Raw genomic sequence first — 25803 nt, forward strand, 5'->3', positions numbered from 1 at the left:
CCCGCGTGTATCAGGGCACAATGGAGACCATGACTGCAGCTGCCGTACCCACCATCACCCTCAACGACGGAACCGAGATGCCCCAGATCGGTCTGGGAACCTGGAAGCTGCGGGGCGACGACGCCGTCCGCATCGTGCGGGAGGCCATCGAACTGGGGTACCGGCACATCGACACCGCCTCCTCCTACGGCAACGAGGAGGCGATCGGACAGGCCATCCGTGACGCGATCGCCGCAGGCGACGTCACCCGCGACGAGCTGTTCATCACCACCAAGGCCTGGCAGGACGAGCAGGGGGCCGACCGGATCCCGGCCGCCTTCCAGGACTCGCTGCACCGGCTCGGTCTGGAGTACATCGACCTGTACCTGGTGCACTGGCCGGATCCGACGCAGGGAAAGTACGTGGAGAGCTTCGAGGCGGTCGCCCGCCTGCAGGGGCTGGGTATCGTCCAGGCCATCGGCGTGGCCAACTTCTACGAGGAGGTCCTGCGCGAGGTGGTGGAGAAGACCGGTACCGTTCCGGCGCTCAACCAGGTGGAGCTGCACCCCGGATTCTCCCAGGCCCCGCTGCGGACTCTGCATGAGGAGCTGGAGATCCGCACGGAGGCGTGGTCGCCGCTGGGGCGCGGGATCGTGCTCATGAATCCGGTGATCGACGAGGTGGCCCGGGAGGTGGGCAAGTCCACCGCCCAGGTGGCGCTGCGGTGGGCGATGCAGCTGGGGTGCTCGGTGATCCCGAAGTCGGGGGATTCGCGTCGCCTCGCACAGAACATCGAGGCCGCGTCCTTCACCCTCACTCCCGCACAAATGGACGCGATCACGGAGCTTGATCATCAGCAGGGATTCGGCCGGGTCTTCGACGATCCCCGGACTTTCCCGGCCTGACCTGCGGGTTTCCCGGGTGTTAGCAGTTGTTGTCACCCGGGGCCGGGGCCGTTGGCAATAGTTGCGAAGAATGTGCAGTTTGTTAAGGTGCGGTTTGCAATCTTGGCATGGCGACCATGTGTCCGGTGTGGGGGTGGAGGTCATACCAATTTAACTGCAGGTCGGGGCGGGTTGTGGGGGTGGAAAGTGGCGGGGGTCGAGGAAAGATTGATCGTTCACTTCAACGTTGCAATGTGAGCCAGGTAACTTCAGTTTGCAGCACGTGGTGTATCCATCTGTTTCGGGTATGAGGCCCGAAGGTCGGGGCACCAGTGGTTCCACCCTCGGGCAACCGGGGCCAAATGAAAGAGAGATCAAAAGTGAGCGCAACTCCAGTTGTCCGTGCGGACGGCCGGCGCGAGCCGACCTCCCAGGAGTTCATCGACATGCAGGCGAGCCCGCAGTTCGAGAAACTCCGCAAGACCTACCGTTCCTTCACCTTCCCGATGTCTGTGGCGTTCTTCCTCTGGTTCGCCGTCTACGTCCTCGTGGCCACCTTCGCCCCGGACTGGATGGCCACCGAGGTCGGCGGCGGCTTCAACATCGGCATCATCTTCGGACTCCTGCAGTTCGTCACCACGTTCGCGATCACCTGGATCTACGTGATCTACGCCAACAAGAACATCGAGCCGCAGGCGGCCGCCATCCGCGAAGCAATGGAGGGTTAGTCCAACATGACCACCGCATACCTCGCCCAGGAATCCAACACGGGCAACCCGATCCTCAACATCGCGGTCTTCGTCGTCTTCATCATCGTCACCATGACCGTGGTCCTGCGTGCCGGCAAGTCCACCAAGGAGGCCTCCGACTTCTACACCGGTGGCGCCTCCTTCACCGGTACCCAGAACGGCCTCGCCATCGCCGGTGACTACCTGTCCGCCGCGTCCTTCCTCGGCATCGTCGGCTCCATCGCCCTCAACGGCTACGACGGGTTCCTCTACTCCATCGGCTTCTTCGTCGCCTGGCTCGTCGCCCTGCTGCTCGTCGCCGAGCCGCTGCGTAACGTCGGCCGCTTCACCATGGCAGACGTGCTGTCCTTCCGCCTGCGCCAGAAGCCGGTCCGTGTGGCCGCCGCGATCGGCACCCTCGCCGTCTCGCTGTTCTATCTCATCGCCCAGATGGCCGGCGCCGGCTCCCTGGTCTCCGTCCTCCTGGATCTGCACGGCACCGTCGAGCAGGCCATCGTCGTCGCCATCGTGGGCATCATCATGATCGCCTACGTCCTCCTCGGCGGCATGAAGGGCACCACCTACGTCCAGATGATCAAGGCCGTCCTCCTCGTCGGTGGCGTCGCGATCATGACGGTTCTCACCTTCATCGCCGTCCGCGGTGGTTTCTCCACGCTTTTCGACGGCGCGATCGCCATGCACGCCACCTCCGAGGCCATCCAGACCAAGGGCTACGAGGCCGCCGACATCATGAAGCCGGGTCTCAACTACGGCGCGACCTTCACCAAGCAGCTCGACTTCATCTCCCTGGGCCTGTCCCTGGTCCTCGGTACCGCCGGCCTGCCCCACGTGCTCATGCGCTTCTACACGGTCCCCACCGCCAAGGAAGCCCGTAAGTCCGTCACCTGGGCCATCGTCCTCATCGGTGCCTTCTACCTCATGACCCTGGTCCTCGGCTACGGTGCCGCCGCCCTCGTCGGCCCGGACCGTATCCTCGACGCACCGGGTGGCGCGAACGCCGCCGCACCGCTGCTGGCACTCGAGCTCGGTGGCTCCATCTTCATGGCCCTGATCTCCGCCGTGGCCTTCGCCACCGTCCTCGCGGTCGTCGCCGGCCTCGCCATCACCGCCTCCGCCTCCGTGGCCCACGACGTCTACGACGCCGTGTTCCGTGACGGCAAGTCCTCCGAGGAGGAGCAGGTCCGCGTCTCCCGCATCACCGTCGTGGTCCTGGGCATCATCTCCATCATCCTGGGCATCCTCGCGATGCAGCAGAACGTTGCCTTCCTGGTGTCCCTGGCCTTCGCCATCGCGGCCTCCGCGAACCTGCCGACGATCCTGTTCTCGCTGTACTGGAAGCGCTTCAACACCGCCGGTGCCGTCGCCTCCATGTACACCGGTGTCATCTCCGCCCTGACCCTGATCTTCCTGTCCCCGGCCGTCTCCGGTGCCCCCACCGCGATGTTCCCGAACGCCGACTGGTCGATCTTCCCGCTCACCAGCCCGGGTCTGGTCTCCATCCCGCTGGCCTTCCTCGCCGGCATCATCGCCACCCTGGCCAGCAAGCCGGACAACCTCGATCATCTCACCGCTGAGATGGAGGTCCGCTCGCTGACCGGTGTCGGCGTCGAGGCCCCGGTCGACCACTAGTCGCACCGCCTCACCGCATAACAGTGCCGCCGTCACGATCCGTCGCGACGGCGGCACTATCATGTTCAAACGTGGCACGATCCTCCGGTCGGGCGGCCGTCACGGCGACGCTGACCCTCATCCTCCTCCTCGCGCTCGCCGCGATCCCCGCCGTCGTCTACCTCGGGGGCTCGTCAACCGACGCACCGACCACCACCCCGGCGGCCCGGGAACGGGAGACCGCCCCGGTGGAACCGGACATCCCCGAACCCGACTACTCCACCTTCGTGGAGAACTCCACGGGCTCCCAGGTCAGCTTCTACCGCCTGTCCGACGGCCACCGCACCGGCACCGCCACCGAACGCTTCGCCCGACCGGCACTGAGCCTGATCAAGCTCTACATCGCCGAGTACGTCCTGGAGCACGGCTCCGTCGCCGAGCAGTACCAGGCCATCGAGATGATCAGCTCCTCGGACGACCGGTCAGCGGGCCGACTGTTCCAGAAGTACCCCGACTCCATCTCGACGGTGGCCCGGGACTACGGTCTCGGTTCCACCCGCAGCGCACAGCAGTGGGGCTTCTCGGTGACCTCCACCTACGACGCCGTCAGCTTCATTGCCCAGCTCATCGAGCAGGACGCCACCCATCCGATTCTCGTGGCCATGGCGGAGGCCGACCCGGTGGCCGCGGACGGCTACGGCCAGGACTTCGGCACCTCGGTGTTGCCCGGGGTCATCGGCACGAAATGGGGCTGGTCCGATGACCGCGACCTGCACTCCTCGGTGTCCTTCGGCGAGAACTTCGTCGTCGCGGCAGCCGTCACCGGAACGGCAGACGACCTCACCGGGCTGGTGGAGTTCCAGCTCACCGATGAGGTCGAGGATGCCGCAGAGAAGTAGTCAGACTAGAGCTGGCTGGACAGCCCGTTGAGGACACCGGACAGCTGGGAGATCTGCTCCTGGCTCAGGGAGGACCCGTTGGGCAGGGTGATCGTCCCGGGGTTTCCCGGGTTCGCCGGGGTGCCCGGGGTGGTTGCCGGCGGGGGAGTCGTGGCCTGGCCCGGGGTCCACTGACCCCAGTCGGCGGCGTAGACGTGGTTGAGGTCGCATTCGACGCCACCGACCCGCACCTGGCGGCTCTGCGGCAGCTGGTGGATCGTGGTGCGCGGGTGGATCTTCCCGCCGGAGCCCCAGTCGTGCATCCAGTAGAAGCTGCCGATGTTGTCGCGGACGGCCCATTCGATGACGTTGTAGTTGCCGTAGACGCCCGTCTGGTAACCGGCAGCGGTCAGCGCGACCTGGAAGGCGCGAAGGTAGGGGCGGATCTGGTTGTCGTACTGCGCGCGGGTGGGGTTGTCGTCGATGGCGACGTAGATCGGTCGACCGGTGGGGCCACCGGCGGCCCGGTGCAGGGCGATGGCCTGCGGGGCGTGGGTGGCGGCACCCGCGGCGCCCTGCAGCCAGTCGGCGGTTCCCGCGCGACCGAACTGGTAGACCGACGCGGTCTTCAGTCCGTTCGCGGCGTGGTCCCGGGTCTCGGCGAGGGTGACCGGCTTGCCGATCATCCACTCCGCCCCCGGGCGACGCTGGGACACGTAACGGACGGTGCCCAGGTGGCCGGCGGCGCGGATAGCGGCGCCGGAGGGGACCCCGGCGGAGTAGTCGAGGACGGTGCCCAGGACCGGGCCGAGGGCGTGGGCCTGGGGGAGATTCGCGCCCACGGTACCCGCGGCGACGGCGACGGCGGCGGAGCGCAGGAAGGTGCGGCGATTGAATGCGTTATTCACATGGGTCACACTAGCAACAGGGGAAACATCCTGCTAGTGGTCCGGAAGGGCAGGAGGGGGAGTGAGGCGGGGCGTCGACAAGCGAAACGCCCTGGCCCGGGAGGATACTCCCAGGTCAGGGCGGTGGAAGTGGTGCCCCAGAGAGGAATCGAATCTCTGACGTACTACTGTTTACCTGCAGTTATCGTCAATTTACCTCGCTTTCCACGACGTTTCCACGATCCTGGGGGAAAGTATCCACTATGGCGTCCAGGTCGGAGTCGAAAAGATGACTGTATTTATCGAGGGTCATCTTCGCTGAACTGTGGCCCAATTGGCGCTGGATTACCAGGACATTGGCACCGGCAGAGTGAATCACTGAGGCAGCAGCATGGCGGAGATCGTGGGGGGTGACATCGGGGAAAGAGCCGTCGATCTCTTTGCAGGCATCGACCGCAGAGTGCCACCAGGAGCGGCGGCTCGGGGTTGTCACATGTCTGCCGTTCCGATTGGTCCATAGAAGAGCGGTGGGGCGTTTGTCGGCTCTTCACGATTTAGAGTGCGTTGATCCTGGCCTGCAGCTGTCCGGAGTGGATCAGGCACCGCAAGATGAAAGTGGTTGAGGTTTCGGAACCCCAGCGCGATCCCGCGCAAGTGCTCGAGGTGGTCGTTGATGGCCTCGACCGGGCCGTTGGACGCCCCAATGTCGAAGAAGGCGAGCACGTCATCACGCCGACGCCACAAGGTGCGCCCCAGTTGGGCAAGCTCCTCCAGACCGGCGGGCAGTTCCTTACGCAGGCTGTTGATCACCCTGCTCATCAGCTTCTTGCCCTCTGCCTTCTGCGGATGCCCGTACGCCGCAATCATGTCCTGGTAAAAAAGCCACGTCACCTCGAGTGCCACGTAAGTCATCATCGGTGGCCCACAACATGTCCAGGCGTTGTTTCTGCCGCTGCGTGAGGTAGTTCGTCCTGGTCAACAGCGTGCGACGGTACTTATACAGCGGATCATCTTTGCGTCCGCGGCGTCCGGTAGTCTCCCGTTGCAGCCGCTGCCGGCACCCGGTGAGCTTCTCAGCCGCCAGATGCACCACATGAAACGGATCCATCACCTTGGTCGCGTCCGGGAGGACCTGGTCGACGGCGGAAGCGTAGCCGGTGAAGCCGTCCATCGTCACTACCTGCACTTTCTCCCGGAAGCTGGGCTCGCGTTCCTGCAGCCAGGAGCTCAGTACCTGCGCACTGCGTCCCGGGCGGCTGTCCAGTAGACGGGCAGGCCCCCGCCCATCCACCAGCGGGGTGAGGTCGACGAGGATCGTCACCAGATTGGACGGCTGAGCTGGCTTTCGGGTGTGTTTCCAGACGTGCTCATCGACACCGAGGACGCGTACTCCGTCCAGGTGGTGCGGGTCGTCGTAGACGAGCTGGCGGCAGGCATCGAGTGCGACCTGGTTGACCAGTGCCCAGCCGACACCGAGTGCTTTGGCGGTGGCGGACACAGTCATCCGGTCAATGGCCAGGCGCTGCAGGATCCAGCCGGTGACGCGGTGGGTGAGCTTGGATCCGTCATCAGCGCAGTTCAGGGAGGCCTGGAAAATCTTGCGGGGACACGACGTGGCTGTACATAGGAACCTGGGGACGCGGACATGCAGGCGGGTGGGCAACCCCACCACGGGCAGGTCGACGAGCCGGCGGAGGGTGTGATCCCGCAGCTTGCCGGGGTGCCCGCAGTCGGGGCAGGTATCGTGCACCGCTACTGGTGCGGCGTCGATGATGGTGATGGTGCCGGCGTCAGCGGCTCCGGTGATGGTCAGTCCGATTTCTCCGGTGGGGCAGATGGTATCGGCGACGAGGTTGCCAGTAGTAGGCTGCACAGTAGGGTCCTGGTTCGGTCAGATGATGGTGTGGTAACTCTCGTCTTGTGCCGGCCAGGACCCCTATATGTTGTGCCACCCCGAACTCCACCCCATGGTCAGCTACGCACTCCGAAACGCGAAGAGCCCGTTATTAGGGCGTTCTCGATAGCAGGTTGGGGCTATCCGGGTAGGCCTAACCTGCTATCGAAACCAAGGTGCGAAAGAACACCAGATGGGCTTCATAAGTTCTTCAGGGGCGCTCTGCCTCCGTTTCTGCTATTTCAGTACCTACTTCGGACACTTCTGAAGCATCAGAGGTCGACCAATGGCGCTCACTCCTGGCGACTTCAATTGTCCTTTGTCGTCTCCGATCTGAGACTGATTGAGTGAGGCCCGTAGTGTCGGTCGGTAGGGACAGGTTGAGCTAGTTGAGAGGAGGGGTAGGGTCTGCTGCACGATCAGGTGACAACCGAGCAGCCTAATCAGATGGTTGGGCTGGAAGGATGTACACCGTGACCAAGCCCTATCCCAAAGAGTTCCGCGATGACGTTGTCCGTGTCGCACGGAATCGTGAGCCCGGTGTCGAGCTCTCCCAGATCGCCAAGGACTTCGGGGTCCACTTCACTACCCTGTACTCGTGGCTGAAGAAGGCTGACCTCGAGGACGGTGAAGTGTTGGGCTCGACTCAGGTTCAGTCGGCTGAACTGCGCGACGCCAGGAAGAGGATCCGTCTCTTGGAGCAGGAGAACGAGGTCCTCCGCCGTGCCGCGGCGTATCTCTCGCAGGCCAATCTGCCGGGAAAATGATGTACCCGCTCGTTCGTGAGTTGGCCGTGGACGGTGTCCCCGTCACGGTGACGTGTCGGGTGCTCAATCTTGCTCGCCAGCCCTACTACCGGTGGCTGGCGGACCCGATCACCGATGCAGAGCTGAATGAGGCTTACCGTGCCAATGCCTTGTTCGACGCCCACCGGGATGATCCCGAGTTCGGCTACCGCTATTTGGTGGATGAGGCCCGCGATCTCGGTCAACCGATGGCAGCGCGCACTGCGTGGCGGATCTGCTCAGACAACCGCTGGTGGTCGGTGTTCGGGAAGAAACGCGGCAAGAACGGTAAGAAGCCCGGCCCACCGGTCCACGATGACCTCTGCGCCGTCACCGATGAGGAGGGCAGAACCCGGCACGAGTTCAAGGCCGATGGCGCGAACGAATTGTGGATCGGCGATATCACCGAGCACTGGACCAATGAGGGCAAGCTCTACCTCTGTGCGTTCAAGGATGTCTACTCCAACCGGATCGTGGGGTACTCGATCGATTCGCGGATGAAGTCCCGCCTAGCCGTGGCTGCCCTCAACAACGCGGTCGCCCGCCGCGGCGACGTGGCCGGCTGCGTGGTCCACACCGACCGCGGGTCTCAGTTCCGTAGCCGGAAATTCGTGCGCGCTCTGGGCATTCACGACATGACCGGATCCATGGGCCGCGTCGGTGCGTGCGGGGACAACGCAGCCATGGAGAGCTTCTTCGCACTCCTGCAGAAGAACGTCCTCGACCGCCGCGCATGGGCCAGCCGAGAAGAGCTCCGGATCGCCATCGTTACCTGGATCGAGAGGACCTACCACCGACGCCGCAGACAGGACCGCCTAGGCCGCTTGACCCCGATCGAGTTCGAGACAATCATGACCACACCAGCCGATCAGGCTGCGTGACTAACCACTGTCACCTGATCGTGCAGCAGACCCGTACTACTAGCGGGAATCCCCCATGAGGATGACTTTCGTGGCGGTGATCCGGTCCTCTTCATCTAAATTCTTAACGAGCATCAGCAGGAACTCGGCAGCACTGGGGGTCCCATGCTTCTCGGCAATTCGGGCGTAGGTGAGGGCCATTACTTCTGGGAGTGGATCGTCGATTTCAGGCAGGTCCTGTATGGCTCCTCGGATACCTTGCACGACGAAGGGTAACGTATTCGGCCTCAGCCAGGGTTGGGCGAATTGGTGGGTAAGCAGTAACTTCAAGTTCTCGGAAGCACCTTCATTGTCGCTTGCAATGCGTATCAGACCGAGCGCGGCTGCCGCTGTCCAGTGGGCAACGCTGGATGGAGAAACCGACGCGCTCCGAGTCATTGCCGTAGTTGCGAAGCGCATACATATTGCGGGGTCGCGCCAAGAATGCACTCGGGTCAACGCAACTGCGGCGCCTTTGGCCATCCAGCCCTCACGCTCCGCGGCGAGAGTCAGGACGGCGGGGTCAAAGTCCAGATCAACATGGCGCCCCACTACTAAACTGGCGCGAATAGACACCTCGAGGCCCGGATCGAGATATTCTTCAGCTTTCAGGGCTGCGAGAAGATCGACTGTGCCAAAGGTCTGAGCACCTTTTGAGGCGGCGATCTGTCGCAAAGACCTGTCGTCGCACCAGAAAGGGAGTCCCTCGGACAGTGCAAGATCCAGGGCGCTGAGCCAGGAACCTCCGCGGGCAAAGTCTGCAAATCGTCGGAGAGTTGGCCAACTACGGCGTTCGGAACGTGTAAGAAGCTCGACGACCCTGTTGGCGCGACGAGAAAGTTCCTCCGCTTCGCCCGGACCGCTCTCGATGGCCAGTGGTTGGTTGTGCTTAGTGTCCCATTGCAGAGTCATAGTCGACTGCATGTTGATACTCCGTTGGGCGGCGAGCGCGTCACGGAATGCTGCGTCTGTAGTCTCCAAGGCAAAGAATGCGGCTACAAGCTTGTCGGCGACTGTTGCGTCGAGCAGGGTTAGGGTCGCAACCGCAGACGCGTCGATAACTACGCGGGAGTCGATTGCGGCCTTCGCTGCAGATTGTCCTACTGCTGCCATCGTCGGCAGGTGGCTGTGGATCAGGCCGACGCCGGTAAGACAGACTTCGACGTAAGTCCGTCGTGCAAGCGCGGTAGTAAAGCCAAGCGGCAGTTCGCCGTGCTCAATCTTCTTTTGAATGTCCTTGATTGCCGGATCAACGGTTGCGTGGTCCTTTAGGAGGGCCGTTAGGGAGCCAAAGGGGTCGGCCTCATCCAAGGAGATTTTTCGAAAGACCTGGTTCTCAGGATGCTTATCGGTAAACTCCTTCGTTACTTTGTGTAGTTCGCCGAGGTCCGCTTCAGTCACCTCGCGTTCGTGACGATGTAGCCCACGGTAAATTTCGGAAAGGAAGACGCCAACGACATCGGCCTCATGCTGCCAATCGCTCATCATCTCCAGGGACCGTTGAACGAACTCGGGGCTGTTATCGTATTCAGCAGCTAGGCCAATCCAGGTGCGAGCATCAGCGTGATTGCGCGGATCGATTGGTCTGCCTTGATGAGTAAGCGCTCGCCAGGCCTCATGGATATTTCCAGCGCGGATTAGGCTGTGGACAAGAACCCACCGGACGTCTAGGTTTTCCGGCGCTAGAGTGACCATCTCTCGGGCAATGGCGAGAGAACGACTGAAGTCGCCCTGCGCTTCGAGTGAAGTGAACTGGATCATTAAAGTATCCAGGCGACCTGCCCAGTTTGATCCACCGAGCGAGAGAGCCGTCGCGGCAACGGCGTAGGCTTTTTCGTAGTTACCGATGTTCACGTACCGCCCAGCGGCCATCTGCGTCATTAAAGGGTGGCTCCACCGCAAGCCTCCAGATTCAAGTACTGCTGCGGCTTCTTCGATTTCCCCCTGGGCTGCGAGCTGCTCTGCATAAAGGATTGTGAGCTCTGTAGATTTAGTTGCTCGCACCCTGAGCAAAGCCATGGGGTCTTCGCTACTCAGCACCTCATGGTGAGTCAAAATTCGTTCGATGGCACTGCTGTACTCCTCGGGCAATGAGTTGAGATCAGGCAGCCCCCTACCGAGGTTTGCCAGCGCAGAAGCCGTTTGGAGTCGCGATATATCGTCAGGTGCGCAATCCCACGCCCGAAACCAGGCCTCTTCGGCATCCTCCCAACGGTCTTCGTTGGATGCCTCCCAGCCATCGACCGTGTAAGAGATGAATGGATTGTCGAGTGTATCGGCGATAGTTCGAGCCTGTTCGAAGCGGCCCATAGTGGCCGCAAGGATGGCAGACTGCTCTCGCAGCCTTTCGTCACGGGCTTCATGCGGCAGCGCCACCCCGTCAGGCGCCTCCTGCGTCAAACGCCACGCCTGGTCTGTGTTAGTAGCAAGCACAGAGGCCTTCACAGCCACGAGAATTGGTGCAACGCTGTCGCCTAGCCAGATACGTCGCGAGTCGCGGACTTGGACCGCCAAGTTAAAAGCTTGGGCGAAATCATCCAGCGGATGATCGCTCAGCCTATGGTATCCGCGGGTCATTAAAGCTTCGGCTGTCCGCAAGGTGTTGCCGCTACCCTCAGGTTGAGCAACGGCAGCAGCCTTTCCGATAGCGATGGCGCGGTTAAAATCGCCTTGTCCGGTCACGGCCGCAGCCTGAAGGACAGCCCTGAAGGCTTTATCATCAGGTTTTTCAGAGTCCCAAGCATCGAGAATCTGCTCGGCCTTCACGTACTCACCCTGCTCGATCGCTTCACAAGCTTCAGCGATCGGATGTTTTGGGATCGAGCGGCTCCATAATTCACGCGCACGAGCCGAGGCTTCCGGCGTGGCGGTACCGACCATCAAGCCTGCACGTGCCCACCAGTATGAAGCTGAGCCACCCGCCTCTACTCCCTTTGTGATGAACTGTAGAGCAGACTCCTCTGCGCCATAGTCGGCGGCTACACAAGCAAACCAACACCAGACCTCAGCCGGAGCACCAGACATGGCAGCTGGCGGTGTACCACCCCACTGCATCAGAAGGGCATGGCGGTCACGCTCTTTGGTCAGGGTGATGACTAGTCCACGGAATGCACTCCACTGGGCGGCAATTTCTCGAGCTGTCTCAGCGCGCCATGGATGCAACTTCTCTATAGCATTAACGAACGCGACCTCATCGCCGCTAGCAGTGAGCAATTCCCGCTGCTGGTGGGCACTAGATTCAAAGGCGTTTTCTAGACGACGCGTTTGAGCCAGTCGAGCCTCCCCCTCAGGCATTAGTCGCAATAATTCGTCTTGGACGAGATCTATAATTCGTGCCACGACTGCACTCATGTCCGGTCCCGTCGGTTTAACTTCACGGGAAAGCCGGTCTGCAAATTCTTGAAGCGCTTGAGGGTCTCCCGAAGCAATGGCACTACGCGTGTCGGCGTCCTTCAACAACGAACTCAGTTTCAGCCATTTGACTAGAATCTCTTCTTTTTTGGCAGTCTTGACTACCATTCGAGCTACGCGAAATCGTTGGATAGGCTTCGCGAGAATCTTAAAGATCGGCTTACCTGCTAGGCTACCGGCGTCTTTCACCGCAGTTGCGGCTAGAGGATCCATCAATTTGCTCCTTCATCTGACCGCCCCTCGTTCTTCCCGGGGACCCGATGATTGAAGGTCCTCGGTTTCAGCGTTGCGGATCGAAAGGCGTTGATCCACTCGTCTAAGATAACTGGCTCTTCGCGTTTCGGAGTGCGTAGGTGAGCCCAGGGTGGGGTTCGGGGTGGCACAACATATAGGGGTCCTGGCCGGTACAAGATGAGAGTTGCGAAGCTTCCATCTGACCGAACCAGGACCCTACTGTGCAGCCTACTACTGGCAACCTCGTGGCCGACACCATCTGCCGTACTGCGGAAATCGGCCTGACCATCACCGGTGCCGCCGACGCCGGTACCCTCACCATCATCGACGCCGCACCTGTGACCGTGGACGGACTCTGCCCCGAGTGCGGAAATCCCGGAAAGCTACGGGACCACATCGTCCGGACCCTGGTCGACCTTCTCGTCGTGGGGTTCCCCACCCGCCTTCATGTCCGTGTCCCGAGGTTCACCTGCAGCTATCCAGCCTGCGGCAGGAAGATCTTCCAGGCCTCCCTGACGTGTGCCGATGATGGTGCGAAGCTGACCCACCGGGTCACCCGCTGGGTCCTCCAGCGCCTGGCAGTCGATCGCATGAGTGTGTCCGCCACGGCGAAAGCACTCGGGGTGGGCTGGGAGCTGGTCAACCAGGTCGCTGTCCACGCCTGCCGCAAGCTTGTCTACGACAACCCCTCCCACCTGGACGGCGTACGCATCCTCGGGGTCGACGAGCATGTGTGGAAGCACACCCGCCGCCCCGGCCAGCCCTCCTCGTTCGTGACGGTCCTGGTGGACCTCACACCCCTGGTCACCGGGGCAGGTCCTGCCCGGTTGCTGGACATGCGCCCGGGACGCAGTGCCGAGGTCCTGCGAACCTGGCTGCAGGAACGCAGCCCTGAGTTCAGGAGACAAGTGCAGGTAGTGACCATGGATGGCTTTGCCGGCTACGCCACCGCAGTGGACCAGGCGCTGCCTCAGGCGAGAAAGGTCATGGATCCCTTCCATGTCGTGCACCTGGCCGCGGACAAGCTCGACCTGCTGTCGGCAACGCCTGCAACGTGAAACCTCGGGGCGGCGTGGGCGTAAGGATGATCCATTATACAAGTACCGACGCACCCTGTTGACCAGGACGAACTACCTCACCGAGCGGCAGAACAGGCGGCTGGACCTGTTGTGGGCCACCGACGATGAGTACGTCGCACTCGAAGTCACCTGGATGATCTCACAGGACCTGATCCAGGCGTACGGGCATCCGAAGAAATCGGAGGGCAAGAAGCTCATGAGCAGGGTGATCAACAGCATTCGTAAGGGCCTACCCGAAGGTCTCACGGAGCTTGCCCAGCTGGGACGGACCTTGTGGCGCCGGCGTGAGGATGTCCTGGCGTACTTCGACATCGGTGCATCCAGCGGCCCGGTCGAAGCCATCAACGGACGGCTTGAGCACCTACGTGGCATCGCACTCGGGTTCCGGAACCTGGACAACTACATCTTGCGGTGCCTGATTCACTCCGGGCAGCTGCAGGCCAGGATCAACGCACTCTAAATCGTGAAGAGCCCTGAAACGTAGTGAAAGCCTCTTGACCGCGGAAAATTCATACACGAAGTTCGCAGAGGTTTTTTGGCGATAGTTATCCGTACTAGATATCCCTGGCGATTGTTCTTCTGCATTCTCTGCCAAAGTTCTCCGCCGAGCCGCGGCGACCAGATCCGACGCCTCTGGACAGGAGGGAACCCCCGATCACGATCAGGTGAGCAGGGGTTTTCGTCCTACTGCGGAGTTAGTCCCGCGCAAGGGGTAGTCGACAGGCTTGGGGCAGTATTTCCGAGCATAGATAGTAGATAAGACAGTAGATCACTGTGTTACGCGACCTACTGTTTTTCCGTCAGGCCATGTCAGAAGCCTTCTTTGCGCCCCAGAGAGGAATCGAACCTCCGACACCCGCTTTAGGAGAGCGGTGCTCTATCCACTGAGCTACTAGGGCAGACTGCGGTAACGATACCGCATGTGGGGGAGGTGTCGGAAACCGGTGGGGCGCCCACTATTCTGGAGTGGAACACGACTGATCCCCGCCAGAAAGGACCACCCCGTGGCCCAGAACCAGCCGACCTTCACCGACGTCCAGCGTCGGGAGGTGTTCGCCGAGATCGTGACCAAGGACGGAGTTCCGGTGCTGTCGATCGACAAGCAGGTCCCCGGTGGGTCCTCCAAGCGCCTGCTGCTGCTCAACAAGGTCGACGCCAAGCAGCTCGCCGACGTCCTCGACCACTACCTCAAGCAGGTCTACTCCCTGGAGCTCTCGGGCCTCAACGCCTCCCTGTCCCCGGAGGACATGGTGCAGCTGTTCGGCGAGGACGACGAGGACTAGAACCGACCAGGACCTAGGCCGTGAGCTCCTCGAGCTTGCGGCGCACCGCCGAGGCCTCCGGGTTGGTGGCGTGCGTGCCGTCGGAGTACTTCACGGTGGGCACGACCCGGTTGCCGTCGTTGACGGACTCGACCCAGGCGGCGGCCTCACTGTCGGCCTCGACGTCGACGAGCTCGTAGGGGGTCTCGGTGCGGTTGAGGCGCTTGATCAGATTCGCGCAGTAGGGGCACCAGTCGGTGGCGTAGATGGTCACATGGTTGTCGCTCATGCGGCGTCCTTTCGTTCGTAACGGAGAAAACGGTATTTTAGGGGCAAATCACTGCGCTGCCCGTCGACGGTGAGCCGACCCCGCTCGGAGACCAGCCAGTCGGTGTCGGAGACCAGCCCGAAGCTGACGGGGATGGCAGGGGCGTGGACAGCCCGGTCGCCGAGGGAATCACCCAGGTGGGCACCGATGAGGGTGACCTCGAGGACGTCGACGTCGTCGATGGTGGCGGCATAGACCTGCCCGCCCCCCATGACCCACACCTCGGGGGACTCGAACGTCTCCGGCATCGCCGGGATGACTTTCCCGCCGGCGGACCATTCGCCCGCCTTCCGGCTGCACAGGATGTAGTTGTCGCGCCCCGGCAGGGGACGGAATCGTTCGGGCAGGCTCAACCAGGTGCGCCGCCCCATGATGACGGGGTGCCCGGCGGTGATCTCCTTGAAGTGGGCGAGGTCCTCCGGCACGTGCCAGGGCATGTCCCGGCCATCGCCGATGATCCCGTCGAGGGACTGCGCCCACACGGCACCGAGCATCGTCATCACACCGCGACCCGGCCGCGGATCACCGGGTGTGGGTCATAGCCCTCCACCGCGATGTCGTCGAAGTCGTAGTCGAAGAGGGACCGGGCCTTCCGCAGGTTCAGCTGCGGGTAGGGGCGGGGCTCGCGGGAGAGCTGCTCCCGGACCTGTTCGAGGTGGTTGGTGTAGATGTGGCAGTCGCCGCCGGTCCAGATGAGCTCGCCGACCTCGAGTCCGGCCTGCTGGGCGAACATGTGGGTGAGCAGCGCGTAGGAGGCGAGGTTGAAGGGGACGCCGAGGAACATGTCCGCCGAGCGCTGGTACACCTGCATGGACAGGGTGCCGTCGACGACGTAGAGCTGGAACAGGAGGTGGCAGGGCAGCAGGGCCATCTCATCGAGCTCGGAGACGTTCCAGGCGGAGACGATGTTGCGGCGCGAATCCGGGTTGTCCCGCAGGGTCTCCAGGGCGCGGGTGATCTGGTCGACGTGCTCACCGTCCGGGGTGGGCCAGGACCGCCACTGCACGCCGTAGACGGGGCCGAGCTCGCCGTCGGCGTCGGCCCACTCGTTCCAGATGCGGATGTTGTTGTCCTGCAGCCACGTGACGTTCGAATCGCCCCGCAGGAACCACAGCAGCTCCCCGACGACGGAGTGCAGGTGGACCTTCTTCGTGGTCAGCAGCGGGAAGGAGTCGGCGAGGTTGTAGCGCAGCTGCCTGCCGAAGACACTGAGGGTGCCCGTCCCGGTGCGGTCACCCTTGGCGGCGCCCTGCTCGAGGATCTCCCGCAGCAGGTCCTCGTACGGGGTGGGGATGGGGGAGTCAGTCATGGGGTACACCATACCGCTGCCGCGACCGGGCTCAGTAGGAGCCGTGCTCCTCCTTGAAGGCGGCGGCCATGCCCAGGATCTCCTCGGCCATCTCGGGGCGGCAGATGAGCACGTCCGGAAGGTAGGTGTCCTTGTTGTTGTACGTCAGTTCCGTGCCGTCGAGGCGGGAGCAGTGCAGGCCCGCGGCCTGGGCGACGCCGACCGGGGCGGCGGAGTCCCACTCGTACTGGCCACCGGCGTGGACGTAGGCGTCGTAGTCGCCGAGGAGGACGTGCATGGCCTTGGCGCCGGCGGAACCGATCGCCGCGGTCTCGAAACCGAGCTGCTCGGCGATGTGGAGGGCCACCTTCGGCGGGCGGTTGTGGGAGATGGCGATCTTCCTCGCGTACGGGCCGGTCACGGCGCGGGCCTCGTCGGAGTGGAACACCACGCCGAGGTCCGGCAGGCCGACGGCCGCGTGGGTGGGGCGGCCGTTCTCCACGAGGGCGATGTGCACGGCCCAGTCGGAACGACCGGTGGCGAACTCCTTCGTGCCGTCGAGCGGGTCGATGATCCACACCCGGTCCTTGTCCAGTCGCGCCGGGTTGTCGGCGGCCTCCTCGGAGAGGAAACCGTCGTCCGGGCGGTGCTGCTCCAGGACCCGGGCGATCCAGTTCTGGGCGAGGTCGTCGCCCGCGTCACCGAGGTTACGTCCCCGCAGGACACCGACGTTCCGGACGCCCTTGAGGATCTCGCCCGTTCCCTGGGCGAGATGGTGGGTGAGGCGGGCGTCGGAAAGCTTGGCAGTCATGGGGACGACTTTACCGCGCGGGTTAGAGTTGGGCATGGTCTACAGCGTCCTCTCCCGATTCCGCCCCCAGGTGGCCACCTGGTTCGAGGAGGTGTTCGCGCAGCCGACCCCGGTGCAGCAGCGTGCCTGGGAGGCGATCTCGGACGGGGACAACGCGCTCGTCGTCGCCCCGACCGGATCCGGCAAGACCCTCGCCGCGTTCCTCTGGGCACTCAACTCCCTGGTGGAACGGCCCGGCCAGACGGCCCTGCCAGTCGCGGACCCCAAGGCCACCCACGGTGGGGTGCGGGTGCTCTACATCTCCCCGCTCAAGGCCCTCGGCGTGGACGTGGAGAACAACCTGCGCGCCCCGCTCACCGGCATCACCCGGGTCGCCGACCGGCTCGGACTGGACCTGCCCGACATCTCCGTGGCGGTGCGCTCCGGTGACACCCCGCAGGCGGAGCGGGCCCGGCAGGTACGCCGGCCACCGGACATCCTCATCACCACCCCGGAGTCCGCCTACCTCATGCTCACCTCCAAGGCGGCGGGCATCCTCGCGTCGGTGGACACCGTCATCATCGACGAGATCCACGCCCTGGCCGGCACCAAACGCGGCGTGCACCTCGCCCTGACCCTTGAGCGGTTGGCCAAGCTCACCGGCGGTTTCCAGCGCATCGGACTGTCCGCCACCGTCCGCCCCCTGGAGACGGTGGCCAACTTCCTCGGCGGCGACCGTCCCGTGGAGATCATCGCCCCGGCCTCGGAGAAGCAGTGGACCCTCGGCGTCCACGTCGGGGTGGAGGACATGTCGGACCTGCCCGTGCCGGAGGTCGGGTCGACGATCGGGGAGGCCACCATCGACGACCCGCTCGGCCTGTCCGGGCCGGGTGAAAGCGGCCTCGGTGACAACGGCCTCGGTGACAACGGCCTCGGCGGGGACAGCCTCAGTCAGAGCCAGGGCCCGGGCGAGTCCGCCCTTCCCCAGCAGAAGTCCATCTGGCCCTACATCGAACGCGACGTCTACGACGAGGTGATGGCGCACCGGTCGACGCTGGTGTTCGTCAACTCCCGCCGCACCGCTGAGCGGCTGACCAGCCGGCTCAATGAGATCCACGCCGAGATCCACGATCCGGAGTCCCTGTCCCCGCAGCTGCGGCGACCACCCGCCCAGATCATGGTCGCCAGCGACACCGCCGGTGCCGCCCCGCCCGTCATCGCCCGGGCCCACCACGGTTCGGTGTCCAAGGACGAACGTGCCCTGACGGAGACGATGCTCAAGGAGGGTGCGCTCAAGGCGGTGGTGTCCACCAGCTCGCTGGAACTGGGCATCGACATGGGTGCGGTCGACCTGGTCATCCAGGTCGAATCCCCGCCGAGTGTGGCCTCCGGGCTGCAGCGCGTGGGTCGCGCCGGGCACTCCGTCGGTGCGGTGTCCGCCGGATCCTTCTACCCCAAGCACCGTTCCGACCTCGTCCAGTCCGCGGTGACCGTGCAGCGGATGCGCGCCGGGCTCATCGAGGAACTCCATGTGCCCACCAATCCGCTCGACGTCCTGGCGCAGCACACCGTCGCCGCCGTCTCCGTCGCCGACTGGGACGTCGACGAGTGGTACGCCGTCGTCCGCCGGGCCTGGCCCTACCGGGAGCTGGCGCGGGACGTCTTCGACTCGGTCATCGACCTGGTCAGCGGGGTGTACCCGTCGACGGACTTCGCGGAGCTGCGTCCCCGGGTCGTCTTCGACCGGGTGAGCGGCCAGCTGCAGGCCCGCCCCGGCGCCCAGCGGGTGGCCGTCACCTCCGGCGGCACCATCCCCGACCGCGGCATGTTCGGGGTGTTCCTCCTCGGCGGCGAGGGCGCCCCACGGCGGGTCGGTGAGCTCGACGAGGAGATGGTCTACGAGTCCCGCGTCGGCGACGTGTTCACCCTCGGCGCATCCAGCTGGCGGATCGAGGACATCACCCGTGACCAGGTCCTGGTCACCCCCGCCCCGGGCCACACCGGCCGGCTGCCGTTCTGGACCGGTGACGCCGCCGGTCGCCCCTACGAGCTGGGCCTGGCCCTCGGCCGGTTCCGCCGGGAGGTCCACACCGACCCTGCGCTGGCCGACGGGCTCGACCTCGACCTCAACGCCCGAAACAACCTGGTGGCCTACCTCGACGAGCAGCAGGAGGCGACCGGGGTCATCCCCGACGAGAAGACCCTGGTGCTCGAGCGGTTCAAGGATGAGCTGGGGGACTGGCGCGTCGTCCTGCACACCCCCTTCGGCCGGGGTGTCAACGCGGCGTGGGCGCTGGCGGTGGGCGCGCGGGTGGCGGAACGCACCGGCATGGACGCCCAGGCCGTGGCCGGTGATGACGGCATCGTCCTGCGGTTGCCCGAGGGGGAGGCCGACCCGGAGGCGTCCCTGTTCCTCGTCGACGCCGACGACATCGGCGACCTGGTCACCGAACAGGTGGGCAACTCGGCGCTGTTCGCCGCCCGCTTCCGCGAGTGCGCCGCCCGCGCCCTGCTCCTCCCGCGCCGCAACCCGGGCAAGCGGGCACCCCTGTGGCAGCAGCGCCAGCGCGCCGCCCAGCTGCTCGACGTCGCCCGGAAGTACCCCAGTTTCCCCATCATCCTCGAGACCGTCCGGGAATGCCTCCAGGACGTCTACGATCTGCCGGCCCTCACGGAGGTGTGCCGCGACCTGGGCACCCGCCGGATCCGCATCACCGAGGTGACCACGGAGCAGCCCAGCCCCTTCGCCTCCTCGCTGCTGTTCAACTACACCGGCGCGTTCATGTACGAGGGGGACAGCCCCTGGCGGAGAAAAGGGCCGCCGCCCTCGCCCTCGACCCTGCCCTGCTGGCCAAGCTCCTGGGCACCGTGGAGCTGCGGGAACTGCTCGACTCGGAGATCATCACGGAGGTCCACGAGCAGCTCCAACGCCTCGGCGACCGGCGGGCCCGCTCCCCGGAGGAGCTGGCGGACATCCTCCGCATCCTCGGGCCGGTCCCCATCGCCGGGTTGCCCGACCGCTGCTCCTTCGACGACCCGCTCAGTGTCGCCCGCCGGCATCTGGCCGGTCGGGTCATGGAGGTCCGTATCGGAGGTGTGCCGCATCTGGCGCAGGTTCTCGACGCCCCGTTGCTGCGCGACGGTTTGGGCATCCCCGTCCCACCCGGGGTGCCCGCCCAGGTGGAGACCATCGTCGACGCGCTCGATCAGCTCGTCTCCCGCTGGGTGCGCACCCGCGGCCCGTTCATCCTCCGCGACCTCGCCCACGCCTTCGGGCTCGGCGTCGGTGCCGCCCACTCGGCCCTGCAGCCCCTGCTTGCCGACGGCCGCGTCATCGACGGCCGCTTCCGGCAGGGCGTCGAGGAACAGGAGTACTGCTCGGCCGAGGTCCTCGGCGTCCTCCGCCGCCGCTCGCTGGCCGCCGCCCGCGCCGCCACCAGCCCCGTGTCGCAGTCGGCCTACGCGCGCTTCCTGCTCGACTGGCAGCAGGTCGCCCCCGTGGGGAAGCGGCCGGCCCTGCGCGGGGCGGACGGGGTGTACACCGCCGTCGAGCAGCTCGCCGGGGTGCGCCTGCCGGCCAGCGCCTGGGAATCCCTCGTCTTGCCCGGCCGGGTGGGGGACTACTCGCCGCTCATGCTCGACGAACTCACCGCCTCCGGCGAGGTGCTCATCCACGGCGCCGGCACCGCCGCCGCCCGGGACCCGTGGATCATGCTCCTGCCCGCCGACTACGCCACCGAACTGGTCCCGCAGACCGAACCGGAAGGGCTGACCTTCATCCAGGAGCAGGTCATGGCCATCCTGCGCCGGGGCGGCGGATTCCTGTTCACCGACCTGGCCGCGGAACTGTCGGACATGGTCACCCACGAGCAGCTGCGGGAGGCGATGTGGGGACTCGTCGACGCCGGCCTGGTCAGCCCCGACGGCTTCGCCCCGTTACGGGCCCGGCTGGCCACCACCGGCGGGACCACCGCCCACCGGGCGCGGCGGCGGCCGAACCGGTCGCGGCGCCGGCACGGACCACCCTGGACATGGGTGGGCGCTGGGCACTGAGCGTCACGCCGAGCGCGGACGCCACCGCGCGGTCGGTCGTGCTCGGTGAGACGTGGCTCGACCGCTACGGGGTGGTCACCCGGGGCAGTGTCGTCGCCGAGGACGTCCTCGGTGGTTTCGCCCTGGCGTACAAGGTGCTCAGCGGTTTTGAGGAGTCGGGCAAGGCCATGCGCGGTTACCTCGTCGACGGGCTCGGTGCCTCGCAGTTCTCCACCCCGGCCGTCATCGACCGGCTGCGGGGGCGCAACGACACCCCGGACATCGAGGGCTGGCCGTCGGGCACGACCGACCCGGACGTCCACGTCCTCGCCGCCGCCGACCCGGCGAACCCCTACGGCGCGGCGCTGCCGTGGCCGGAGACCGGGCCCAACCGGGCCGCCGGGGCGATGGTGGTCATCGCCGACGGCCTGCTGCTCGCGCACCTCACCCGGGGCGGGCGGACGCTGACGATCGTCGACCAGACCCACACCGCGATGATCGTCCGGGCACTGGCGGAGTCGGTGAGCCAGCCGCTGACGGTGGAGAAACTCAACGGTGAGCCCGTGTTCTCCTCGCCGCTGCTGGCGGCGGTGAGGGAGGCGGGGGCGTCGATAAGCCCGAAGGGGGCGCGCATCGGCGGGCGGTCCGCACCCCCGCGGACCCCCACCCGCGGGCGGAGCATGAGCCAGGCCCTCGGGGAGCTGAGCTTCGACGATTGAGGCCCGCCCACTCCAGTGGGCAGTGCTCAACGAGCGCCACGGGTCAACTTGTGTTGATATTGGCGGCAGGCCACGGAGCAACGCCGACCATCGTCACCAAGGGACACCTCGGGGGGACGACGGCGGTGGGCGTGCCCCGTGGCGGCCGGGGGTAGGTTGGGACCGTGCCCGAAGGTGATTCCGTCCTCCAGCTGTCCCGGCGACTGCAGTTCATGACCGGCCGGGAGGTCCTGGCCACATCACTGCGCGTGCCGTCGGTCGCGCTCGTCGACTTCACCGGGGAGACCGTCGACCGGGTGTGGCCCTACGGCAAACACCTGTTCATGCAGTTCGGCGAGCGGATCCTGCACACCCACCTCAAGATGGAGGGGACATGGGCGATGCACCTGGTCGGTGACCGGTGGCGCAAACCCGGCCACACCGCCCGGGTCGTGCTCCAGCTGACCGGCGCCCCGCACCCGCGACCCATCGAGATCGTCGGCCATTCCCTCGGCCTGGTCGAGGTGTTCCGGACCGACGAGTACCACGAACGGATGTCCTACCTGGGCCCCGACGTGCTCGACGAGGACTGGGACCGGTCGGAGGCGCGGCGCAGACTGCTCGCTGACCCCCGCCGCAGCATCGGTGAGGCGCTGCTGGACCAGCACAACCTCGCGGGCGTGGGCAACGAGTACCGTGCCGAGGTGTGCTTCCTCTGCGGGATCCACCCGGCGACGCCTGTCGCTGGGGTGGATGTGGACCAGGTCCTCGACGTCACCCGCCGGATCATGTGGGCCAACCGGAACTCCCCGGTCCGGGTGACCACCGGCGTGAAGCGGGCGGGGGAAAACTCCTACGTGTTCGGCCGCAACGGCCGCCCCTGCCGGCGCTGCGGGTCACCGATCCGCAAGGCCGGGCTGGGGGAGAGGATCATCTGGTGGTGTCCGAGGTGTCAGCCTGGTGATCCGACGGGTGATCAGACTGAGGCCCCGCCTTCTTCCGGTTCCGCTTCCGGCGCAGCAGGACGATGATCACGCCGACGATGACCAGGGCGATGACGATGTAGATGATATCGGAGTAGCGGCCGATGTACTCCTCGACGAGGTGGTAGCGGTCACCCAGCCACCAGCCGGCGGCGATGAGCGCGGCGTTCCAGATCGCGGAGCCGGCCGTGGTCATCAGGCCGAAGGAGACGAGATTCATCCGGTCGATGCCCGCCGGAATGGAGATGAGCGAGCGGATGCCGGGGATGAACCGGCCGAAGAAGATCGACCACTGCCCGTGGTTGTCGAACCACTCCAGCGACTTGTCCACATCTTCCGGCTCAACCAGCCACATCCAGTCCGCGATGCGGCGCAGACGATTCGCTCCGATGGCCGCGCCGACCCAGTAGAGCAGGTGCGCGCCGATGACCGAGCCGGCGGTCGCCCAGACGAACGCGGCGATGACGTTGAGGTCGCCGCGTGCGGCGGTGAATCCGGCCAGCGGGAGCACGACCTCGGAGGGGATCGGCGGGAAGAGGTTCTCCAGGAGGATCGCGATTCCCACGCCCGGGGCCCCCAGGACCTCCATGAGATTGACGACCCAGTCGACGACAGAAGTGAGCATGCCTGACACCGTACTCCTGGGTCGGTCCTACTCCAGTTCACGCAACCTGGCAGTTGCCTGTCTCAGCCGCTCCACCCGCTCCGCCTCCTCGGCCTTCTTCAGCTCCTGGTAGGTCTTCTCGTCCGATTCGGAGAAACTGCCGATGACCCGCGGAATCGCCATGACGGCGGCCATGACCGGCCACACCACCCACGCCCACGAGATGCTGAAGACGAACATGAGGATGAAGAATGACGCCAGCGTGACGGAGAACACCACCCCGTCATAGGTCTCGATCTTCTTGCCCACGGTGCGCACCCGCTCCAGCTCGGCGTCCGTCTGCGTGTCGACGACCCCGCTCATCCGCGTCGGCGTCAATGCCTCCTGCAGTCCGCCCGGCAGGTCCGCGAACAACGGGCGCAGGTCCCCGTTGGTGCGGGCCTGCGTCACCGCCTCCGTGCGCTCGTCGAACTCTACGTGGTCGAGGCGGCCCTCGGCGTAGTGGCTGGCCAGCGCCTGGAGCGCGTTGATGCGGTCATTGTCGGACAAGCGCAGCTCGTCATTCATGGCACTCAGTCTACGTCGCCGCAGCGCAGTAGGCTGGGGGCATGAATCTCCTGCTCAACATCGTCTGGTTCATCTTCGGTGGCTTCCTGCTCGCCGCCGGTTACGTCCTCTTCGGCATCCTCGCCTGTCTGCTCATCATCACCATCCCCGCCGGGGTGGCGTCCTTCCGCATGGCCTCCTACGCCGTCGCGCCCTTCGGCCGCTCCGTCGTCCAGCCCGTCGGCGGCTCCGGCGGGCTCTCCGCCGTGACCAACGGCATCTGGTTCCTCATCGCCGGCCTGTGGCTGGCCATCGGCCACATCACCACCGCCGCCGCCCAGGCCGTCACCATCATCGGCATCCCGCTGGCGGTGGCCAACATCAAGATGATCCCGGTGACGTGCTTCCCCTTCGGCAAGGAGATCGTCGCCTCCGACCGGATCCCGTACGGCTACGAGTCGATGGTGAAGCTGTAGCCGCGAGCTACACCCCGATCTTCCAGGTGTGCACCGGTTCGCCGGTGGCCTGGTTGCGCAGGTAGGCGCGCAGCATCTCGGCGAGGGCCTCCTGCCGTTCGGGGGAGCCCGGGACGGTGCCGCGGGGGGTGATCGACTGCATGGTCCGCAGCTGCCAGGTCGCGCCGTTCTGGCGGGTGCGGGCGCGTTCGGCGATGACGTCGAGGTAATGGTCGATGAGGTCGGCGTCGACGTCGAGAAGCTCGAGGCCGTTGCGCGCCTCCCGCAGGAGATGGTTACCCACGAGATCGCCGACGTCGATCCGGCCCAGCGTGGGCCAGCTCATGCGGGCGAACAGGCCCGAGCGGGCGCCGGCGAGGAAGTTCGCCTCGGCGTCGGGGAACGTCAGGCGCGACCACACCGGGCGGGTCTCCTCGGCGAGGTGCTTGACCATGCCGTAGTAGAAGGCGGCGTCGGCGACGATGTCGGTGACCGTCGGGCCGGCGGGCAGGAGCCGGTTCTCCACCCGCAGGTGGGCGAGTTCCTGGCCGGGGGCGTAGATGGGGCGGTTCCAGCGCCACACCGTGCCGTTGTGCAGGTTGAGGTAGTGCAGGCGCGGGGAACGGCCTTCCATGATCGGGGCGCCGGCCTCCTCCCGGGCCTCGGGGATGAGCGGGGAGAAGTAGCGGACGTTCTCCTCGAACAGGTCGAAGACGCTGGTGATCCACCGTTCGCCGAACCACACGCGCGGCCGGACACCCTGGTTGACCAGCTCCGGGGTGCGGGTGTCAATGGACTGCTGGAACACCGGCACCCGGCTCTCGTGCCACAGCCGGCGGCCGAGGAACAGGGGCGAGTTCGCCCCCAGGGCCGCCTGCACACCGGCGATTGCCTGCGAGGCGTTCCACGCGTCAGGGAAACGGTTCGGCGCGACCTGCAGGTGCAGCTGCATGGAGGTGCAGGAGGACTCCGGTGCGATGTCCTCGAAGTCGACCTCGAGGTGCTCGGTGTCGGAGATGTCGATGCGCACCAGCTCGCCGCGGCTCTCCATGACGGCGTTGCTCAGCGCCCGGTAACGGTTCTCCGGGGTCATCCACGCCGGGTCGGAGAGGAACTCCTCGGTCAGCGTGGGCAGGGTGCCGATCATCGCCACCTGCGCCCCGCTTGTCGACGCCGCGTCCCGCACCGCCTGCAGCCTCGCCGACACCCCCTCGAACATCTTCCGCAGGCCGTCACCCTCCACACTCAGCGGCGGGTGGTTGAGCTCGACGTTGTAGGAACCGATCTCCGACTGGTACTCCTCATCCAGGTGGGAGAGCACCTCCCGGTTGTAGCGGACGGGCTGCATGTTCTCGTCGACGAGGTTGAGCTCGAGCTCGAGCCCGATCGTGCCGTGATCGACGAACTCGGCCGTCTGGAGATGACGGTCGAAGATCTCCAGATCATCACCCAGCCGCTGCCGGTAACGGGTCCGCTGCTGCGGCGTGTACTTCTCGGAGGATACGGCTTCACCCATGGATCTGAGATAAC

18 protein-coding genes, 1 tRNA gene and 3 pseudogenes are annotated in these 25803 nt (G+C 65.3%); 10 read left to right on the forward strand and 12 right to left on the reverse strand.

The window, feature by feature from the left end; all coding sequences use genetic code 11:
* Window positions 1-29: 29 nt before the first annotated feature.
* The 4 genes from QP029_RS07550 (at window position 30) to QP029_RS07565 (ending at window position 4119) form a co-directional block, all read left to right on the forward strand.
* Window positions 30-884, forward strand: coding sequence for an aldo/keto reductase (locus QP029_RS07550; RefSeq protein WP_284873747.1), 855 nt, complete (start codon window positions 30-32; stop codon window positions 882-884).
* Window positions 885-1225: 341 nt separating this feature from the next.
* Window positions 1226-1591, forward strand: a complete 366-nt coding sequence (locus QP029_RS07555; RefSeq protein ID WP_284873748.1) for a DUF485 domain-containing protein — start codon at window positions 1226-1228, stop codon at window positions 1589-1591.
* A 6-nt stretch (window positions 1592-1597) separates the two neighbouring features.
* The gene (locus QP029_RS07560) at window positions 1598-3241 is read left to right on the forward strand and encodes a solute symporter family protein (RefSeq protein ID WP_284873749.1); all 1644 of its coding nucleotides are present in this window, start codon (window positions 1598-1600) and stop codon (window positions 3239-3241) included.
* A gap of 71 nt (window positions 3242-3312) precedes the next feature.
* Window positions 3313-4119 carry a hypothetical protein gene (locus QP029_RS07565; RefSeq protein WP_284873750.1) on the forward strand — a complete coding sequence of 269 codons (807 nt, stop codon included), beginning with the start codon at window positions 3313-3315 and terminating at the stop codon, window positions 4117-4119.
* A 5-nt stretch (window positions 4120-4124) separates the two neighbouring features.
* Here QP029_RS07565 and QP029_RS07570 read toward each other — a convergent pair whose 3' ends face one another.
* The 3 genes and pseudogenes from QP029_RS07570 to QP029_RS07580 all read right to left on the reverse strand — a co-directional run bounded on the left by QP029_RS07570 (window position 4125) and on the right by QP029_RS07580 (window position 6858).
* Complete coding sequence (locus QP029_RS07570; RefSeq protein ID WP_284873751.1) at window positions 4125-5006, reverse strand: DUF1906 domain-containing protein; 882 nt, start codon at window positions 5004-5006, stop codon at window positions 4125-4127.
* A 187-nt stretch (window positions 5007-5193) separates the two neighbouring features.
* A complete protein-coding gene (locus QP029_RS07575; protein ID WP_284873752.1) occupies window positions 5194-5478 on the reverse strand; it encodes a tyrosine-type recombinase/integrase in 285 nt (94 codons plus the stop codon).
* A gap of 61 nt (window positions 5479-5539) precedes the next feature.
* Window positions 5540-6858 (reverse strand): annotated as a pseudogene (locus tag QP029_RS07580) (ISL3 family transposase).
* Between the two features lie 494 nt (window positions 6859-7352).
* Between QP029_RS07580 and QP029_RS07585 the strand changes: the two are divergent.
* A protein-coding gene (locus QP029_RS07585; RefSeq protein ID WP_432418662.1) for an IS3 family transposase occupies window positions 7353-8545 on the forward strand; the annotation gives its coding sequence in 2 pieces (ribosomal slippage) (window positions 7353-7637 and window positions 7640-8545; 1191 coding nt in all).
* A gap of 39 nt (window positions 8546-8584) precedes the next feature.
* On the opposite strand, the gene QP029_RS07590 is transcribed toward QP029_RS07585, so the two are convergent.
* A complete protein-coding gene (locus QP029_RS07590; protein WP_284873754.1) occupies window positions 8585-12187 on the reverse strand; it encodes a PIN domain-containing protein in 3603 nt (1200 codons plus the stop codon).
* A 242-nt stretch (window positions 12188-12429) separates the two neighbouring features.
* On the opposite strand from QP029_RS07590, the pseudogene QP029_RS07595 reads away from it, so the two are divergent.
* Window positions 12430-13747: pseudogene (locus QP029_RS07595) on the forward strand (ISL3 family transposase).
* A 366-nt stretch (window positions 13748-14113) separates the two neighbouring features.
* Here the strand turns inward: QP029_RS07595 and QP029_RS07600 are convergent.
* Window positions 14114-14186: transfer RNA gene (locus QP029_RS07600), tRNA-Arg, on the reverse strand.
* Window positions 14187-14291: 105 nt separating this feature from the next.
* Here QP029_RS07600 and QP029_RS07605 point away from each other — a divergent pair.
* Window positions 14292-14570, forward strand: a complete 279-nt coding sequence (locus tag QP029_RS07605) for a cg0963 family protein (RefSeq protein WP_284873755.1) — start codon at window positions 14292-14294, stop codon at window positions 14568-14570.
* Window positions 14571-14583: 13 nt separating this feature from the next.
* On the opposite strand, the gene QP029_RS07610 is transcribed toward QP029_RS07605, so the two are convergent.
* Genes QP029_RS07610 through QP029_RS07625 form a run of 4 tightly spaced genes read right to left on the reverse strand, consistent with a single transcriptional unit; the run spans window position 14584 to window position 16976 of the window.
* Window positions 14584-14838: a mycoredoxin gene (locus QP029_RS07610; RefSeq protein ID WP_284873756.1), complete on the reverse strand. Its 255-nt coding sequence runs from the start codon at window positions 14836-14838 to the stop codon at window positions 14584-14586.
* Complete coding sequence (locus QP029_RS07615) at window positions 14835-15371, reverse strand: dihydrofolate reductase (protein ID WP_284876188.1); 537 nt, start codon at window positions 15369-15371, stop codon at window positions 14835-14837. Before QP029_RS07615 ends, QP029_RS07610 begins: the two co-directional genes overlap by 4 nt.
* A 5-nt stretch (window positions 15372-15376) precedes the next feature.
* Entirely contained in the window at window positions 15377-16186 is an 810-nt protein-coding gene (locus tag QP029_RS07620) for a thymidylate synthase (RefSeq protein ID WP_284873757.1), read from the reverse strand.
* 31 nt (window positions 16187-16217) lie between these two features.
* Window positions 16218-16976 (reverse strand): 3'(2'),5'-bisphosphate nucleotidase CysQ, encoded by a 759-nt coding sequence (locus QP029_RS07625; protein ID WP_284873758.1) that lies wholly within the window; start codon window positions 16974-16976, stop codon window positions 16218-16220.
* A gap of 34 nt (window positions 16977-17010) precedes the next feature.
* Between QP029_RS07625 and QP029_RS07630 the strand changes: the two are divergent.
* Together QP029_RS07630 and QP029_RS07635 are read left to right on the forward strand one after the other, a co-directional pair.
* A pseudogene (locus tag QP029_RS07630) lies at window positions 17011-21706 on the forward strand (Lhr family ATP-dependent helicase).
* 164 nt (window positions 21707-21870) lie between these two features.
* Window positions 21871-22716: a DNA-formamidopyrimidine glycosylase family protein gene (locus QP029_RS07635; protein ID WP_284873759.1), complete on the forward strand. Its 846-nt coding sequence runs from the start codon at window positions 21871-21873 to the stop codon at window positions 22714-22716.
* Here the strand turns inward: QP029_RS07635 and QP029_RS07640 are convergent.
* Together QP029_RS07640 and QP029_RS07645 are read right to left on the reverse strand one after the other, a co-directional pair.
* The gene (locus QP029_RS07640) at window positions 22616-23293 is read right to left on the reverse strand and encodes a DedA family protein (RefSeq protein ID WP_284873760.1); all 678 of its coding nucleotides are present in this window, start codon (window positions 23291-23293) and stop codon (window positions 22616-22618) included. The two genes, QP029_RS07635 and QP029_RS07640, sit on opposite strands and share 101 nt — an antisense overlap.
* A 27-nt stretch (window positions 23294-23320) precedes the next feature.
* Window positions 23321-23839, reverse strand: a complete 519-nt coding sequence (locus tag QP029_RS07645) for a DUF1707 SHOCT-like domain-containing protein (protein WP_284873761.1) — start codon at window positions 23837-23839, stop codon at window positions 23321-23323.
* Between the two features lie 41 nt (window positions 23840-23880).
* Here QP029_RS07645 and QP029_RS07650 point away from each other — a divergent pair, with 41 nt between their 5' ends.
* Window positions 23881-24294, forward strand: a complete 414-nt coding sequence (locus QP029_RS07650; RefSeq protein WP_284873762.1) for a YccF domain-containing protein — start codon at window positions 23881-23883, stop codon at window positions 24292-24294.
* 7 nt (window positions 24295-24301) lie between these two features.
* Here QP029_RS07650 and QP029_RS07655 read toward each other — a convergent pair whose 3' ends face one another.
* On the reverse strand, window positions 24302-25789 hold the full coding sequence (locus tag QP029_RS07655) for a glutamate-cysteine ligase family protein (protein WP_284873763.1): 1488 nt from the start codon (window positions 25787-25789) through the stop codon (window positions 24302-24304).
* Window positions 25790-25803 lie beyond the last annotated feature (14 nt).

This window comes from Corynebacterium suedekumii (assembly GCF_030252185.1).
Lineage (GTDB): Bacteria > Actinomycetota > Actinomycetes > Mycobacteriales > Mycobacteriaceae > Corynebacterium > Corynebacterium suedekumii.